General features: G+C 65.6%; 12 protein-coding genes. 4 read left to right on the top strand and 8 right to left on the bottom strand.

All coding sequences use genetic code 11. From position 1 onward, the window contains the following. Window positions 1-20: 20 nt before the first annotated feature. The 3 genes from AC1VVK_RS22795 to AC1VVK_RS22785 form a co-directional block, all read right to left on the bottom strand. Window positions 21-1,256 carry a DegT/DnrJ/EryC1/StrS family aminotransferase gene (locus AC1VVK_RS22795; protein ID WP_482905459.1) on the bottom strand — a complete coding sequence of 412 codons (1,236 nt, stop codon included), beginning with the start codon at window positions 1,254-1,256 and terminating at the stop codon, window positions 21-23. 198 nt (window positions 1,257-1,454) lie between these two features. Beyond that, window positions 1,455-2,681 carry a cell wall hydrolase gene (locus AC1VVK_RS22790; protein ID WP_482905458.1) on the bottom strand — a complete coding sequence of 409 codons (1,227 nt, stop codon included), beginning with the start codon at window positions 2,679-2,681 and terminating at the stop codon, window positions 1,455-1,457. Then, window positions 2,674-3,798 carry a glycosyltransferase 61 family protein gene (locus AC1VVK_RS22785; protein WP_482905457.1) on the bottom strand — a complete coding sequence of 375 codons (1,125 nt, stop codon included), beginning with the start codon at window positions 3,796-3,798 and terminating at the stop codon, window positions 2,674-2,676. The genes AC1VVK_RS22790 and AC1VVK_RS22785 overlap by 8 nt, the downstream gene beginning before the upstream one ends. A 221-nt stretch (window positions 3,799-4,019) precedes the next feature. Here AC1VVK_RS22785 and AC1VVK_RS22780 point away from each other — a divergent pair, with 221 nt between their 5' ends. Further along, complete coding sequence (locus AC1VVK_RS22780) at window positions 4,020-5,348, top strand: glycosyltransferase (protein ID WP_482905456.1); 1,329 nt, start codon at window positions 4,020-4,022, stop codon at window positions 5,346-5,348. Window positions 5,349-5,440: 92 nt separating this feature from the next. Here the strand turns inward: AC1VVK_RS22780 and AC1VVK_RS22775 are convergent, their stop codons facing one another. From AC1VVK_RS22775 to AC1VVK_RS22755, 5 genes are all read right to left on the bottom strand, one after another. Beyond that, window positions 5,441-6,406: a phytanoyl-CoA dioxygenase family protein gene (locus tag AC1VVK_RS22775; protein WP_482905455.1), complete on the bottom strand. Its 966-nt coding sequence runs from the start codon at window positions 6,404-6,406 to the stop codon at window positions 5,441-5,443. A 71-nt stretch (window positions 6,407-6,477) separates the two neighbouring features. Continuing rightward, a complete protein-coding gene (locus AC1VVK_RS22770; protein ID WP_482905454.1) occupies window positions 6,478-7,284 on the bottom strand; it encodes a CpsD/CapB family tyrosine-protein kinase in 807 nt (268 codons plus the stop codon). Beyond that, complete coding sequence (locus AC1VVK_RS22765) at window positions 7,281-8,774, bottom strand: GumC family protein (protein ID WP_482905453.1); 1,494 nt, start codon at window positions 8,772-8,774, stop codon at window positions 7,281-7,283. The genes AC1VVK_RS22770 and AC1VVK_RS22765 overlap by 4 nt, the downstream gene beginning before the upstream one ends. After that, window positions 8,771-9,976 carry a hypothetical protein gene (locus AC1VVK_RS22760; RefSeq protein ID WP_482905452.1) on the bottom strand — a complete coding sequence of 402 codons (1,206 nt, stop codon included), beginning with the start codon at window positions 9,974-9,976 and terminating at the stop codon, window positions 8,771-8,773. The genes AC1VVK_RS22765 and AC1VVK_RS22760 overlap by 4 nt, the downstream gene beginning before the upstream one ends. Window positions 9,977-9,999: 23 nt before the next feature. Further along, the gene (locus AC1VVK_RS22755; RefSeq protein WP_482905451.1) at window positions 10,000-10,710 is read right to left on the bottom strand and encodes a polysaccharide biosynthesis/export family protein; all 711 of its coding nucleotides are present in this window, start codon (window positions 10,708-10,710) and stop codon (window positions 10,000-10,002) included. Between the two features lie 304 nt (window positions 10,711-11,014). Here AC1VVK_RS22755 and AC1VVK_RS22750 point away from each other — a divergent pair, with 304 nt between their 5' ends. From AC1VVK_RS22750 to AC1VVK_RS22740, 3 genes are all read left to right on the top strand, one after another. Further along, window positions 11,015-11,872, top strand: a complete 858-nt coding sequence (locus tag AC1VVK_RS22750) for a WecB/TagA/CpsF family glycosyltransferase (protein ID WP_482905450.1) — start codon at window positions 11,015-11,017, stop codon at window positions 11,870-11,872. Window positions 11,873-12,033: 161 nt separating this feature from the next. Then, window positions 12,034-13,434, top strand: coding sequence for a hypothetical protein (locus AC1VVK_RS22745; RefSeq protein WP_482905449.1), 1,401 nt, complete (start codon window positions 12,034-12,036; stop codon window positions 13,432-13,434). Continuing rightward, on the top strand, window positions 13,431-15,077 hold the full coding sequence (locus AC1VVK_RS22740; RefSeq protein WP_482905448.1) for an O-antigen ligase family protein: 1,647 nt from the start codon (window positions 13,431-13,433) through the stop codon (window positions 15,075-15,077). The genes AC1VVK_RS22745 and AC1VVK_RS22740 overlap by 4 nt, the downstream gene beginning before the upstream one ends. The last annotated feature ends 205 nt before the right edge of the window (window positions 15,078-15,282 follow it).

Genomic DNA, 15,282 nt, shown 5'->3' with positions numbered 1-15,282 from the left:
AACATCCGTCCGGTCCTTCCTCAGGCGTCGCTCGCGCAGAAATCCCGGATGATGCCGATCGCCGTTTCGATATGGCGCGGGGCAAGGTCGGGATAGAGCGGTAGGCACAGGATCCTGCGGGCAAAACTGCGGGCGACCGGCATGTCCGCGCGGGCGGACGGCAAGTCGCGGTAGACCGAATGATCGCTCACCAGCGGCCAGAAATAGGCCCGCGCATGGATGCCCCTGGCCCGCAGACGCTCGCAAAGCTCTTCGCGGCGGTCCGCCAGATGGTCCGCAAGCAGCATCGGGTAATAGGAATGGTTGAGCTGCCAGCCGGGTTCGGGCTGGAACAGGTCGATGCCCGCGATATCCCGGATGCCCGCAGTATAGCGCGCCGAGATGGCGCCGCGCCGGGCGATCACTTCGTCTGCATACTTGAGCTGGAGCAGGCCGAACGCGGCCTGGAACTCGCTCATCTTGGCATTGGTGCCCACCGCGTCGACCGAGGTTGCATTGGAGAAGCCGAAATTGCGAAGCTGCGCGATCCGCGCCTTCAGGGGCGCGTCACAAATGATCGCGCCGCCTTCGAAGGTATTGAAGACCTTGGTCGCATGGAAGCTGAGGCAGGTGGCGTCACCCGCCGTCAGCAGGCTCTTCCCGTCGCGGCGGACGTTGAAGGCGTGGGCGCCGTCGTAGAGCGTCTTCAGGCCGTGGGTCGCCGCGATTTCGGCAATGCGCTCGGTCCCGCAAGGGTGGCCGAAACAATGGACCGGCAAGATGGCGCAAGTTTCACTGGTGATGGCCTGTTCGATCAGTTCGGGATCGAGATTGCCCGTTTTGGGATCGATATCCACGAAGACCGGCCGCAAGTTGCACGACTGGATCGCATGGGTGGTGGCGACGAACGTGAAAGGCGTGGTGATGACCTCGCCCTTCAGGTCGAGCGCCCGCAGCACCAGCTCCAGTGCTGCCGTCCCGTTCGAGGTCAAGGCGACATGCTCGACGCCGAGATAGGCGGCAAGCTCTTCCTCGAACTGCTGATGGAACGGCCCGGCATTGGTCAGCCAGCGATTGGCCCAGATTCCTTCGAGATAGGGCACGAATTCGTTGAGCGGCGGCAGGAACGGGCGCGTTACCGGCGCGTCGTCCAGATCGACCGGTGGGGCCCGTCGTTTCTTGACGACGGTCCGCTCGGCAACAGGGCTGCCGGTGTCTTCAGCCTCATATTCGCTAAGCGAAAGGGGCTCGCCAGTAGTGGCTTTCTGCAATTCCATTACCGCCCCCATCTATGAACGGAACATGGAAAGAGACTATCGCGCGGTGCCGAGCGGCGTCAGTCTGCATTGCCAGTACAGGTTTTCAGGGAGGATGGATTCCCGCGCGCGGTGCTTTGGTTCCGGGAGCGGTCGTGGGCTCCGGTAAAGTGCTTGAAGATATATCAAGATGCGAACTTGGAAGGGCCGCAAACGCGCTCAAGTGGCGCGTTGCAGGCATTCCTCCGTGTTTACCCGGGGAAACTCGCTGCAATTCCACTGCACCCGCACGGCCTTGTCATTTGAGTGTCGTACGAATGTAAAGGAGATCGCGTCCACCGAATTGCCGGGCAGCGGCAACGTGTTAGCGCGGCGCGAAGAGTCGGTCCACCCGACGAAGCGGCAGTCGGCAAATCCCGCGCAGCGCTGCTCGGCAATGCGCCGGAAGCTGTCGGGAGAGGCCCCGGCGGGAAGCGTGACAAGGAAAATGCCCTGATCCTGCAACGACGGGGCGGGAGCTTGTGGAGCGGACGCGAGCGGCGAGGGCACGCCGGCCGTGGCAACGGCGGCCAGTGCGGATGCGGAAGCCGGCTGTCCTCCGTCAAGCGGGCCATCGACCGCGTGCGCCTGAGACAGCGGCGCCAGCAGCGCGATGCGCGGTTCGCTTCCGGCATAGTGCTTGCCGAAAGTGGGGGCGCCGCTCGCGCCGTGCCAGCGGAAAAAGAGGTGGGTCTTGACCACCGCCAGCTTGTCCATCGTGCGGTCCCAGACCGGGCTCACCCAGTCGGTGTGATAGTGCGTGGCCTGCCCGACGGTGGCCTCCACGCGCCCCAGCAGCATCTCGGCCGCCACGCGCCGCGCGTCCTGCCAGGCGGCGGGAGTGGGCCGCCTGCGGAACAGTGAGCCGTCGCAGGTGAAGGTGAACTGGCAGCCTGTCGGACGGTCGGCGCCTTCGAATACGACGCCGCAGATCGTGGATGGGAATGCGGCGTGGCGTACACGGTTGAGCACCACTTGCGCTACCGCCCGCTGGTCAGAAGGATCTCCTCCGGCCTCGTAGAAGTCAGCCGCCGCAAGGCAATCGAGCGCGCGCGAACGGTCCGCGAACGAGCTGTCGAGATAGAACGGCTGAGCCGGGAACAAGGCGCCCTGTGCCAACGGAATCGCGGCATTCACGGTACGTGCGAGTTGCGCCTGCGCGTCGGTTGCAGGGGGCGGCAAGCCGGCTGTGGGCATGGTCAGCGCGGGGACCGCGCGGGTTCTCGTCAGCAGTGCCGCAGCGGGCGAGGCCGGCTGGAACGCAAGCCCGGCCACCGGAACCGTGGCACCGGGAGCCAGCGCCATGACGGCGCCAAGGAGCATGGCACGCGCCCGAACCACGGCGTGAAAACCGTCCCGCCAGCGGCCGGTGCTGGGGCCATCGATGCTCTGCAAAGGGTCAGACAAGATCGAGCGTCCGCTCGACATCGTCGATGTCGGCAATAAAGCCATTGTTGGCTCCTTTCGCGACGACCAGCGCATAGTCCTGACCCTGCCGGTCGGTGAGCCGCTTCAGTGTGGAATTCACGCCCGTCTGCGGCTGGATCACCAGCGCGCGGGCATCGGCGGGCATCATCACCAGCCCGTGGACGAGATGATTGCCCTCTACTCCGACAATCACTTCGGCACCGCCACAGGCGCGGGCGATCTGGGCAATATCCACCCGGCTCGGGTCGAGCACGCGGAAGCCGTGCCGCACCGCGAGATGTTCGGCGATGTTCAGTTCGTTGAGCAGCGCGTGGGGCCCAGCCCGGTTAGCGTGCTCCTGCAGGAGGAAGACGCCGGGATGGCGCTCGACCGGGCGGCGCACCAGCCGCCGGCGCATCTCGTCGGCCCGGGCGCGCTTGTGCTCGTTGTCGGTCTCGTCATCGAACAGCACGAGTTCGTCGCAGTGGATCGCGGCGGCTCTCGCGGGAAGCATGCCGAGCGCGCTTTCGTATTCGAACATGTGGCGGCCGAATTTGCCCGTCGATGACAGTGCAGTCGTGAAAGGCACGCCCGCTTCTTCGGCAAGCCGGTAGGTCAGGCAATCGTCGCCCAGCCAGTAACCGAAGCGGAGATTGCCCGGCCCGCTTTCGTAGAGGGCAAGGCGGCCCATCTCACGCGGGGCAAATGCAAGCGGGGCGAAGCGCGTGCCGGGGCGAAGCCGGCGAATGGCACAACGCGCATGGAGCACGCCGTTGTGGAGCAGCACATCCCTGATGCAATAGCCCATGGTCGGCGCCGCGATCACATCGAAGCCGCCCTTGAAGTGGCGCATCGCTTCCTTGACGGTGCCGCATTCGGCGCCGGAAATCCGCTCCAGTTGGCCTGGCAGGACTTTCGCGCTGCGCACTTCGATGCAGCTGCGGGGGGCAATCTGCCAGCGTTCGAACGCGGCCTTGGTAATGTCAGGCTGGCCATTGCCGAGCAACCGGTCGAGCAGCCTGCGCGCAGGCCGCCATGACAGCGTGCGCCGGGAGGTCGCCGGTGTGAAGGGCCTGTCGGTGGTGGGCGAGAAGGCCGTGTGGGAAGCGTCGTTCACGGGCGCACCACGGCGGCCTGTCGGCCGGACCGGCAGGATCCCTGTCTGCGATTTCGCGAGGCGCGCAGGACCGTCAAGGCAAGTCTCCACTCATCCCGGAAGGGTCTCATGACGCGCGCGTACGCGCATCCGGGCGAGGGCCCACCCACGCAACACAGGCCAAAACTCATTGGGAAAAGTCGCAATGCCGCGAAGCGCCCGGCTGCCGCATAATGTGAGCCATGATCGAGATTGCAGGCAGCGCGGCATCCGGCCCCTTCGTCCTGCCGCGACGGCGCGGCGATGTGGGGGGAGCGGCGGAGCGGCGAGCACAGGCGCAGGCCGTCCATGGTACCGCCTCGGCGCAGGCAGCAGGAACGCGGCGGGTCGCGTACCTGACGAACGTCTACCCCAAGATCAGCCACAGTTTCATCCGCACCGAGATCGCCGCGCTTGAGCGGCAGGGCTTTGCGGTCAGCCGCTTCACCGTGCGCCGATCGGACCAGCCGCTGGTGGGGCAGGAGGATCGCGCCGAAGCCGGGCTCACGACCTCGCTGCTGGACAATGCGGCGGGCCTTGCCGGTGCGGTTGCGGCCTGTTTGGCCTCACGGCCCGGTGCGGCATGGCGGGCACTGCGGCTGTCCCTGCGGGCATCCGGCCCCGGCAACCGGCTGAGGGCCTGTGCCTATTTTGCCGAGGCGGCGCTGCTGGCGCGGCAACTCGAACGCGAGGGGACGCGGCATCTCCATGTGCACTTCGGAACCAATCCGGCCATGGTTGCGCGCCTTGTCGCGCAGCTGGCGCCGGTGACGTTCAGCTTTACCGTTCACGGCCCTGACGAGTTCGATTCCCCGCTTGCCCTCGACTTGCCGGGCAAGATTGCCGATGCGGCTTTCGTGGCGGCGGTGTCCAGCTTCGGGCGGGGGCAGTTGATGCGATGGTCCGATCCCGAGCACTGGAACCGCATTCAAGTGGTGCACTGCGCGCCGGATGCGCCGTTCTTCGGCGACATCGAGACTGTGCCGCCCGGCGATGCCTCGCGTTTTGTCTGCGTGGCGCGGCTCAGCGCGCAGAAGGGATTGCCGCTGCTGATCGAGGCGGTCGGCCGTGTCGCGGCCAGGCGCCCCATCGCGCTCGACGTGCTGGGCGACGGCGAGGACCGCGCGGCTATCGAGCGGCAGATCGCCCGGCTCGGGCTGGGCGACAGCATACGCCTGCTCGGCTGGGCTGGTCCGGAGGAGATCCGGACCGCGCTTTCCGCCGCACGCGCGTTCGTGCTGCCCAGCTTTGCCGAAGGGCTCCCGGTGGTCCTGATGGAAGCGATGGCGCTTCGCCGCCCGGTGATCGCCACCGCCATCGCGGGCATTCCCGAGCTGGTGGATCACAATGTGGGCTGGCTGGTGCCTTCGGGATCGGTCGATGCAATCGCTGCGGCGCTGGACGCGGCGCTCGATGCGCCTGCCGATGTGCTTGGAGCGATGGGCGAACGCGGGCGGGAGCGGGTCTTGCAAGACCATGCTCCGGATCGCTGCGCGGCCGGGCTTGCGGCGCTGCTCGCTCCGTTCGTCTAGCAGGTCTTCCTAGGGTATTGCCCGCTCCGTCAGTGGGGGGACATCTGACGAAGCGGGCAACTCGGTGAAACAGGTCTGAGCCGCGAAAATCCTTACAGTCCCGCGGGCGGTATCATCCGCAGAAGCAGCGAGAGTTGCCGCCGCCAGAGCGCCGCCTTGCGCTGCCGGGGAGGAAGGAAACGTGCCATCTGCGCGATATCCTTGCGCGACAGTCCCGTGCGTTCGCACAGAAACGGATGGCGCGGCGGATTGGCGAAATAGCTGTAGAACAGCGCCGCGCGATCACGCCGGGTGGCGGGTTTACCGCGATGAAAGAAGCGCGCCGTGTCGGAGAACACCACGGTCCCACGCGGGCCCACGCAGCTGACGATATCGTTCTGGAACGAGGCGCCCAACCGGCGTTCCAGCTCGGCATCGTCGGCCAGTTCGTACGTGAAGCCGTCGCGGTCGTTTTGCAGCGTGTCCGCGCGCGCGATCAGCTCGAACGGACCGCCATCGGTATCCACGTCGTGCAGATAGACCGCGACCTTGAGCATGCGGCGGTCTTCCCAGTCGCGGTGCCATTTGCGCGTGGAAATCGCGCGGCCGTCGGCGACGGTGTAATTGATGGCCACCCCGTCATAGGCGACCGGCAGGCCAAGATAGGCCTCCGCGATGTTGAGCAGCCGCTCCTGCACGCCCCAGCGGTAAATCCACGGATTGCGAACGATGTCGCTGGGCGGCACGATGATGAATTCCGTGCCCTGGCTTGCCAGAGCCCGCGCCTCTTCGGCGAAAGCGCTCGCCAGTTCTCCGGCCTGTGCGAGCAGGGCCTGCGAACCGGGTAAGCTAAACTCCTCCAGCGTCGTCATATAAACGCCGTGGGTGTCCAGCGCGGCAACGATCCGGGCATCGGCGGCGGAAAGGCTGCGCAGGGCGCCGCTGTGGCGGTGCAGCGCCTGGCTATGCTTGCCTGCAAGCCACATACGGACATGGCGCTGATTGGTGATCTTCAATGCGCTGCGCGCCGGCAGATCGTGCAACCAGCGCGCTTTCTGATCGCGGGTCATGCCCGTCATCGTCTTACCTCCCTTGCGTGCGGGCAGGGCTACCCTGCCGGTTCGTCCGCATCCTGCGCTTCACGGAGCTGCTAAAGGTTGGCGAGCGGCGCTCCGGCAGAATTGCCCTCGCGGTCGTCCTGGTAATAGTAGCCGTAGGAATTGGAACGGGACTGAAGGGCGATCGAGTTGTTGAGGATCGTCCCGACAATCGGCGTCGGGTTCAGCGCGTTCGCCACATCGATGATGTCGCGTTTACGGCTGCGCGCTTCTTCGGCCACCAGCAGGACGCCGTCGATGCCGCGCGCGATCAGGACAAGATCGTCCCCGATAAGTGCGGGCGGCGTATCGACGATGCAGATCGGCCCGTTACTGTTAGAGCGCAGCCGCTTCAGGACGTCGGCCAGCGCCGCCGAGGCGAGCAGGCTTCCCGCATTGACGCGGGCGAGGCGGACGCGGTGCACGGTCAGGTCGAAGCCCTCGATCTGTATCGCGGTGTCTTCCCAAGTGGCCTCGCCCGAAAGGTAGTCGTCGATGCCGGGCGTGTCTGTCGGCAAGCCCAGCCTTTGCCCGAGCGAGGGCTGGTGAAGGTCGAGTTCCAGCAGGATCGTGGGATGGATGCGGCTGAGCGTCGCGGCAAGGTTCGTGGCGATATGCGTCTTTCCGTTGCCCGCCTGTGCGGACGTGACTGCGAAGACGCGCTGGTGCATCGCCGTGGCATGGTGCAGCAGGCCCGAGCGGATCATGAAGAAGGGCCGCGAATGATCGCTCATCGCTCCGAACCCGACGATGTGATTCCGGGTGAGCACCTCGGGATCGAGCACCCAGCGGCCGGAGCCCGTGGCAACCGGTTCGGCAAGGCGAAGCGTGGGCTCCACGCTGGTTTCCGCGTTCATCATGCTGCTCCTCTCGCCGGTTTGATGCCGGCCCATCGCGCTTCTATCCACCGCAGGATGCGGGGAAACAGGGCGTCTTGTGGCTGAAGCGCAGGAACCACGCCCAGCACCGGAATCTGCGCCGTCCGCGTCAGCGTTTCCTCGCCATGGATCGTGCCGCTGACCAGTTCGTAGGTGAAGATCAGAGCCAGCCCGAGGCCCATGCCGCCCACAAGTCCCATCAGGATCAGCACAAGCGGCTTGGCACCCAAGGGTTCCAGCGGCAGGCTGGGCTGATCGACGACGGTAAAGCGCTCGCCCTTGTCTTCGGTCTGGAGATTGGCGGCGACTTGCGCGTCGAGCTGCTTCTCGCGAAGCGAGTCGTACTGGCGCTTGAGGTTGTCGTACTCGCGCTCGATCATGTTGAGCTGATAGGCCGCCTCGGGCGCCTCGGCGGCGCGGCGGTCCATGTCACCCATGGTCCGGATCAGTTCGGACCGTCGGTCGGACAGCACCGCGATGCGGTTGCGGCCGGCGGCAATTTCCGAGACCACGACGTTCGAGGCCTGCTGCGGCTGCTGCGCGGCCACGACTTTTTGGCGCTCGACTTCGGCCTTGGCCGCGATCACGTCCGGAAAGCTGTCGGAATGGATTGCCTGAAGCTGCGCGAGCCGAGCCTGGGCCGTGCGCAGGCCCTCGGATCCCGCAGGCGGTGCCTGATCCAGTTCCTGCTGACGCGAGGCGAGCAGCCCGTTCTGCTGGATGATCCCCTGCGTTTCGGAATCGGTCCGCGAGATCTCGGCGCGGAGGGCGGAGCTGGACTGTGCGCTGAGCGCCACTTCGGACGGAAGCGCACCGGCATACCGCGCCTCGACATCGCGCCGCTTGTCTTCCAGATCGCGCAGCTGCCGCTCCAGTTCCTCGGACCGGTGTTCAAGGAACGCTGCCGTGCCGGTAGCCTGTTCGGTGCGGAAGCGCTTGTCTTCCACCAGGAACATCTGGGTCAGTTGCTCGGTAATGGCCTGCGCCTTTTGCGGATCGGCGTACTTGTACGACAGCGTGAAGGCGATCGTGCTGCCCCGGCCGCCGATGCCCTGATTGGTGCCGACAAGATCGACCCCGATGTTGCTGCGCATCAGTTCCAGCAACGTGGGCGTGTCGAGCTTGGCGCGCTGGGCCGGGTAGAGGTCGTTGTCCCGGATCAGGTGCGCAAGGCTGTCCCGGCTGACGATCTGCTGGCGGATCTTGGCGATCCGCTCATCGGCGATGTCGGTCAGCGGAGAGGCGACCAGCGTGGTCGGGATCTGCGGGGAATCGATCAGCAGCGTCGCGTTCGACTGGTAGAGCGGGTTGCGCAGCGCGATCGCCACGCCTGCCGCCAGCAGGCCCACTACGACGGGCGGGATCAACCATCGCCAGCGCCGTCTGAGGATCGCCACGATCTCGCGCGGGTAGATGCCGAGCCCGTCAGGGTCCGTCTTTGGCAGGGCAGGAGGCTTGATCGATAGTGTCATCGGCGCGGTATCCCGAGAGTGATGCCGATCTGAAGGACGGCGGAATCGGCGGGTTGTCCGCCAATGCCGGTCCTTCGGCGATATTCGACGCCGCCAAATACCGACATCCGCGAATCCAGCCTGTGGTCGTAGCGCGCCGACAGCTGGGTTGCGTTGATGTCGCTAATGGGCCCCACCTGGGGCGTGCGCCGGTAGTCTGCGCTGGCAGAAAGGGTTCCGTATTCGCTGGTTCGCCAGCTGAGCGTGGCGCCCACGGCGCTTTCGCGCTGGATGCCCTGGAAACTGGTGACCACGGGTTCGATGCTGGCCGTGATGCAGGCGCTGACATGGCCCGGTTCGTGGCACAGCTGGGCGGAACCGGCGAACTGCACGCCGTCGGTCCCGCGCTGTCCGAACGGGTCGATGCGCGAGGTCTGGGCAATGCCGAGTTCGACCTCGGCGCGCCAGCCATGGCCCATCCGGCGCGATGCCGTGGCCCGGACCGACCAAGCATTCGGATCGCCGCCGGTCTTCGATTTCGTCCAGGTAAAGACGCCTCTCGCGCCAAGCGTGGTCAGCGAGTCGATCTGCCGCTGGGCGTTGAACGTGGCACCGAGCGCCGATGTCTTGTCGAGCAGGATGGAATCGTGCGGGACCAGCCGGTTCCAGTCGACCCGTCCGCTCAACGTGGTCAGGGCATCGCTGTGCCAGGTGACCGTCTGCCCAAGGACCGTGCGGTCCTGAAGGCTGAGCGGATCGATGGCGGCGTCGATGCTGTCGGTCAGTTCCTCGATCGACAGGATCCGCTCGTACGAGGCATCGGTGTGCAGCGAGAGATATTCGTTATGCCGATGGTCGAGCGCGAGCGCGACACCGCCGGTGACGAAATTGCCGTAGCCCTGGCTGTACTGCCGGAAGGCCACGCTGCCGTCAGCCTGAAGGCGGGTGCCGGGGCCAAGGTCCAGGCCCGCGCCTCCCCGTGCGGCCACTTCACCGCCCACGGTGAAGGCATCTTCGCCGGGGATCAGGAAAGGATTACGCCCCCCGAACATGCTCAGGTCGAACTCGATATGAGGCGGCGACTGGGCCGTGCCTGTGGCAGTGATCGGGGCGGTATCCGTGACCGGAGAGACTTGTGCCTGGGCGAAGGCAGGCTGCGGCAGCAGCATGGCGACGCCGATTGCAGGGCCCATCGTGGAAACGATTGCAGTGGCGGATGCCATGATGGGAACATGCCTGTGGCCCTTCACGGAATGACGAGAACGTCGCCGCTCGAAAGCGTCGGCAGCGGCTTGGCAAGTTTACCTGCCTCCATCGCCCGTCCCCCCTTTAGCAACTTGTTGAGCGCTACCGGTTCGACCACTTCGCCACGGGGGGTTTGGCGAAGGATCACCGCGTTCTTGACGTCCGCGAAGTCCGCGGTACCGCCTGCCATGCTGAGCGCCTGAAGAATGTTGGGCGCGGTGCCCGCGGTGAAACCGCCGGGCGTGCGCACTTTGCCCACCACGAAGAAGCGCATGCCGGTGGTTTCACGCACAGAGACCGTCACGTCGGGCGGAGTGCCGCGATAATTGAGCGAGATCCGGTCCCGGATTTCGGCAGCGATGTCGGAGACGTTGCGGCCGCTCGCCTTGACGGTTCCAGCGAGTGGAAACGAGAACGTGCCGTCCGGCTGGACCAGCACCTGGCGCTGCATGCGATCCTCGCCCCAGACGAAGACGTCCAGCGAATCGCCGGCATTGATGGTGTAGCGCGGCGTCATTGCACCGGCGGGGGAGGCGGCCATCGCCGCGCCCACGGCCGCCGTGGAGACCGGCGCGGTTTCCTGCGCCATGACCGGCGCGGTGCTTGCTGCCAGTACCGCCATGAGAATGCTGAACCCGATGGACCGCTCGAAGGCGGGGCGCCGGTGAACCGGAGGGCTGGCGGACAGGATCGGATGGCTTGCGATGGGCACTTTACCTCCTCGTCCCCGTATTTGACGGGTCTCAGACGGGTTCTGCAAACCGGTTTTCGGCCGGTTTTGAGGCTTCCCCGCGATCATGGATAAACCTTAACGATTTGGGAAAAGCCATGAAATCGTACGATTGTGGTTCGGTCTTCACCCCCCGGAGAATTCGCAAGGTTTCAGGGGGCAAACAGGCCGAAAGATCCGGCCGCAAAATCCCGGTCCGAATTTTCCGGAGGCTCGATGCGGGTGGCGGTTCGGTGAACAGATCGCGGCGGCGCGTCGCTGCATAATACGGGCGGGGAGGTGACGCATGTCCACGCTCAGCATTCACCACGAGTTCGAGACCGCAGTGCCGTCCGCCCGCGCGCTTTCACCGGCAGCGGAGATGATACGCAAATCCTCCGATCCGGTGGAGTTTCTCGAACTGGCCTTCACGCCCATCGATATGGAAACCGCGCTCGATGCCGTGATCCGGCGCGCGCCCTCCGCCCGGTTTACTTATGTGGTCACGCCCAATGTCGATCACGTGGTCCGCCTCCAGCTCCAGCGCTCCGATCTCTGGCCCGCCTATCGCGGTGCGTGGATGACGCTGTGCGACAGCCGCATCCTGTCCCGCCTCGCGCGGACCGTCGGCCGGGATCTCCCGGTCGTGACCGGCAGCGACCTGACCGCCGCCTTGTTCGAGCGTATCGCGCCGGACGACCCGGTTGCCATCCTTGGCGGCAGCAGCGCCAAGATCGACGAGATCGCGAAGCGCTTCGGCCTACGCAACGTGCGGCACTACAATCCGCCGATGGGCTTCATCCATAACCCGCGCGAGCTTGCCCGCGCGGTGCGCTTCGTGGTGGAGGCCAAGGCCCGCTACTCGTTCCTGGCGGTGGGATCGCCGCAGCAGGAGATCGTCGCGCGGCGCGTGGCCAAGGCCTGCGGCGCACGCGGCGTCGGCTTCTGCATCGGCGCTAGCCTCGACTTCCTGACCGGAGAGGAGCAGCGGGCGCCCGTTGTCATGCAGCAGATGGCGCTTGAATGGCTTTACCGCCTCTGCGCCAATCCGCAGCGGCTCTGGCGGCGGTACCTGATCGAGGGACCGCAGATCTTCAGCATTCACCAGACCTGGTGCAGGAGAGCGTCGCCCATGGAAAGGGCGGCCGGAGGCCGGCCACGCTGAAACGCCCACTCACTGTGCTCGCAGGGATTTCCACTCTTGCGGCTGCGGCCGTTCTCTCCATCCACCTTGGCGCGTCGGGCCGGGAAGCGCGGCTTGTTGCCGTTGCACCTTCCGCCACGCCAACTCCGCACCCGACCGCAGCAGCCCCTCCGCGGCCCACGGTGATCGGGGTCAATCTCTACGGATTGCTCACCTACAACCGGCAGCCTGTCTTCGCCAACCTGATCGAGCAGGGCGAGTGGTTCTCGTCTCGCGGGCAGAGTTGGAAGCAGATGGGAGACAGCCAGCTCGATCCGTCGGGCTGGGTGAAATGGTTGAACCCGGGAGAGACGGCCCCCCATCTGCTGGCCCTGCCGGGCGCGCCGTTCCGTCCGGAGACCGTGCGGTGCACGTTCACCGGTAACGGCGAACTGCAAGCCGGCGGCGTGGCCAGAGTGCAGGACAGCGACGCGCATTCGCTGACGCTGGATCTGCAACCCACCGGTAACCCCGAAGAGCTGGCCTGGATCGAGCTGGTTCGCACCGATCCGCAGGACCCGCTGAAGAACATCGACTGCCGCAAGGTCGGAACCCCGGCCGATGCCCGCTTCGATCCCGATTTCCTCGCATTCCTCAAGGGTTTCCGCGTAATCCGGTTCCTCGACTGGCAGCGCGTCAATGACAATGCCCCGGTATCGTGGGCGACGCGGACATTGCCGGGCTCGGCATCGCAAGTCTCGGCGGCAGGCGCCTCGATCGAGGACATGGTCGATGTTGCCAATGCGACCGGTGCCGATCCGTGGTTCCTGATGCCTTACAATGCGGACGCCGACTATGTGCGCCACTTCGCGCAGCTCGTCCGCGCGCGCCTCTCGCCCAAGCGCACCGTCTATGTCGAATTCGGCAACGAGGTCTGGAACGATTACTTCGACGCGGCCCAACAGGCCCAGCGCGAAGGCCTGTCGCTGGGACTGGGAGCGGGCGATCCCATGCGCGCGCGGATGGAACGCTATGCCGAGCGCATGGAGGAGACCATGAAAGTCTGGACCTCCGTCTATGCCGACCGGCCGAGCGCGCTGGTCCGCGTCTGTTCGACCCAACACGCCAATTCTTCGCTTGCACGCATGGTGTTGGGCCACCGCGACACGGCACGCTGGGTCGATGCGCTGGCGACCGCGCCCTACATCTGGTTCGATCTCAAGGGCTACCACGCGGGCGATGTCGACCGGGTATTCGCGGGGCTGCCCGGCGCGGTGGACCGCACGATGGCGATGGCTGACGAGAACAAGGCCATCGCCGCCGAATACGGCAAGCGCTACATCGCCTACGAAGGCGGTCAGCATCTGATCACCGACGACCTCGACCTCGCGCGCGCCATCCAGCGCGATCCGCGCATGGGCGCGATCTATGCCCGCTATCTCGAAGGTTGGCGGCAGCGCTTTGGCGACACCATGGTGCTTTACGCATCGACCACCCCGATTGCCGGATACGGCTCGTGGGGCCTGCGCGAATATGCCGGGCAGCCCCTGTCCGAAGCGCCGAAGCTCGCCGCCGTGCGCCGTTTCATGGGAGACGCCGAGTGAACCTGCCACTGGGCCTGAACACCGATCGACTGCCGGAATCGCCCCTGAACCCGCAACCGAGACCGCCACTGGCGCAACCGTCGAACGGTTCGGCCGATGCGACGGGTGTCGCCGTGTGTCTGGGGCTGCTGGCGATGCTGGTGCTGGGCGCGGGCGCCTTCGTGGTGGTCCGTACCGGCGTTTATCTGGCCTGTGTCAGCACACTGGGCGTAGCGCTGTTCGTCCTGTCTTTGAAGGGCGAATATCGGCGTGAGATGTTGCCTCGGGCGCTGATCGGCACGTTCATGCCGCCGATGCTCGCCTGGATGCTTCCGGAAGCCCATCTGATCCAGCTTGTGATGCTGTTCTGGGTGCCGCTGCTGGCGGGCTCGGTCAGCCGCATTGCCGGGGTTTACCTGTTCAGCGTGCTGCTGCTGCCACCGCTTGACCTGCCGGTCTACGTCGGTTCGCTGAAACTGTTCGATTTCGGCATTCTCGATGCGCTGGTGCTGGGGAGCGCCGTTGCCATTGCCTGTCGCCCGGTCCTCCACGCCCGCCGCTTTGCAAGCGACAAGTGGGTGATCGCGGTCATACTGCTGCTGAGCGTGGCGGTCTCTCGCCAAACGAGCATGACGAACGTGTTGCGCATGCTGGTGAACGCTGTGTTCGACCTGGGCCTGCCCTATTTCGTGCTGAGCCGGGGTATCAACGGTGTGGACCAATTGCGTGCCGCAATGCGCTGGTTCGCTTGCGGCGGCGTTGCGCTGGCATCGCTGATGACCTTCGAGGCCTTCCGCGCATGGCCGATGTACAACGAGCTTTACGCCCGCGACATGGTGCCCACGATCATTCTGGTCAAGGAACGGGCGGGAATCCTGCGCGCTGCCGGACCCTTCATGGAATCGACTTCGGCGGCGCTGGTCCTTGCCCTGTGCCTTATGGCGCTGTGGATCCTGCGCAGCGATTTCCGGTCACGCCTGCATCATTACCTGCTGGTGGGCCTCGTCTTCCTGGGTATGTCCGTGCCGCAATCGCGCGGGGCGTGGATCGGCTTCTTCCTCGGCCTGCTGGTGCTCGACGTCTATCGCCGAGACTACAAAAGGCTGATCCTCAAAGCCGCCCTGTTCGCGGGCGGCATCGTTCTGGTCTTTGCCGCCGCCCATGTATCAAGCGGGATCGCGGCATCGCTCGGTATGGGAGCGGGCCCGGACGACACCGTGGCATATCGCCGCATGCTGCTGCAGCGCGGCATCGAAGAGATCATGCGGCGGCCGTTCACCGGCTATTCGACGCCCCAGCTCGCGTATATCCTTGCCGACATGCGACAGGGGGAGGGGATCATCGATTTCGTCAATTCCTATCTCTGGGTGACACTTGTGTCGGGGGTGGCGGGGCTGTCGATCTTCGTGGGAGCGTTCCTGTCACCACTGATCGGACTGTGGAAACGGCGCCGAGATCTTGCCGCGCCGGATATCGATCCGCTGGCGTCTCAGGCCTGCGCTTTCGCGTTCACCTGCCTGGTGATGCTGATGGTGATGTTCGCCTTCACCTCCTTCGGGTCGCGACCGGCATTCCTGACATTCGCCTTCTTCGGCTTCGCGCTTGCGGTGCGGGGGAGCGACTTGCGGAGTCCAAGGACGCCGGAGGCGATACGGCTGCGTTGATGGGCTGGGGTTCATCCCGGCGCCACTAGAGCCACACGGCTTCTCCTAAATTCCCTGATTTCCAAATCCCGTCATCCCCGCGCAGGCGGGGATCCCGCTTGTTCTTCGTTCAGCACGCAGAGACACGCGGAGACGCAGAGGGGCAGTCTCTCTGCGTCTCCGCGTCTCTGCGTGAAACCAAAAAGCGGGGCCCCCGCCTTCGCGG

It is taken from the genome of Novosphingobium sp. BL-S-32 (genome assembly GCF_056857055.1).
Note: the sequence above shows the minus strand (reverse complement) of the source record. Positions and strands in the feature narration are given on the sequence as shown.

What these genes read in the sequence shown, in the direction of transcription:
- AC1VVK_RS22795 (WP_482905459.1), bottom strand. Translation starts at nt 1,256, where the DNA reads ATGGAATTGCAGAAAGCCACTACTGGCGAGCCCCTTTCGCTTAGCGAA.
- AC1VVK_RS22780 (WP_482905456.1), top strand. Translation starts at nt 4,020, where the DNA reads ATGATCGAGATTGCAGGCAGCGCGGCATCCGGCCCCTTCGTCCTGCCG.
- AC1VVK_RS22775 (WP_482905455.1), bottom strand. Translation starts at nt 6,406, where the DNA reads ATGACGGGCATGACCCGCGATCAGAAAGCGCGCTGGTTGCACGATCTG.
- AC1VVK_RS22770 (WP_482905454.1), bottom strand. Translation starts at nt 7,284, where the DNA reads ATGATGAACGCGGAAACCAGCGTGGAGCCCACGCTTCGCCTTGCCGAA.
- AC1VVK_RS22765 (WP_482905453.1), bottom strand. Translation starts at nt 8,774, where the DNA reads ATGACACTATCGATCAAGCCTCCTGCCCTGCCAAAGACGGACCCTGAC.
- AC1VVK_RS22760 (WP_482905452.1), bottom strand. Translation starts at nt 9,976, where the DNA reads ATGGCATCCGCCACTGCAATCGTTTCCACGATGGGCCCTGCAATCGGC.
- AC1VVK_RS22750 (WP_482905450.1), top strand. Translation starts at nt 11,015, where the DNA reads ATGTCCACGCTCAGCATTCACCACGAGTTCGAGACCGCAGTGCCGTCC.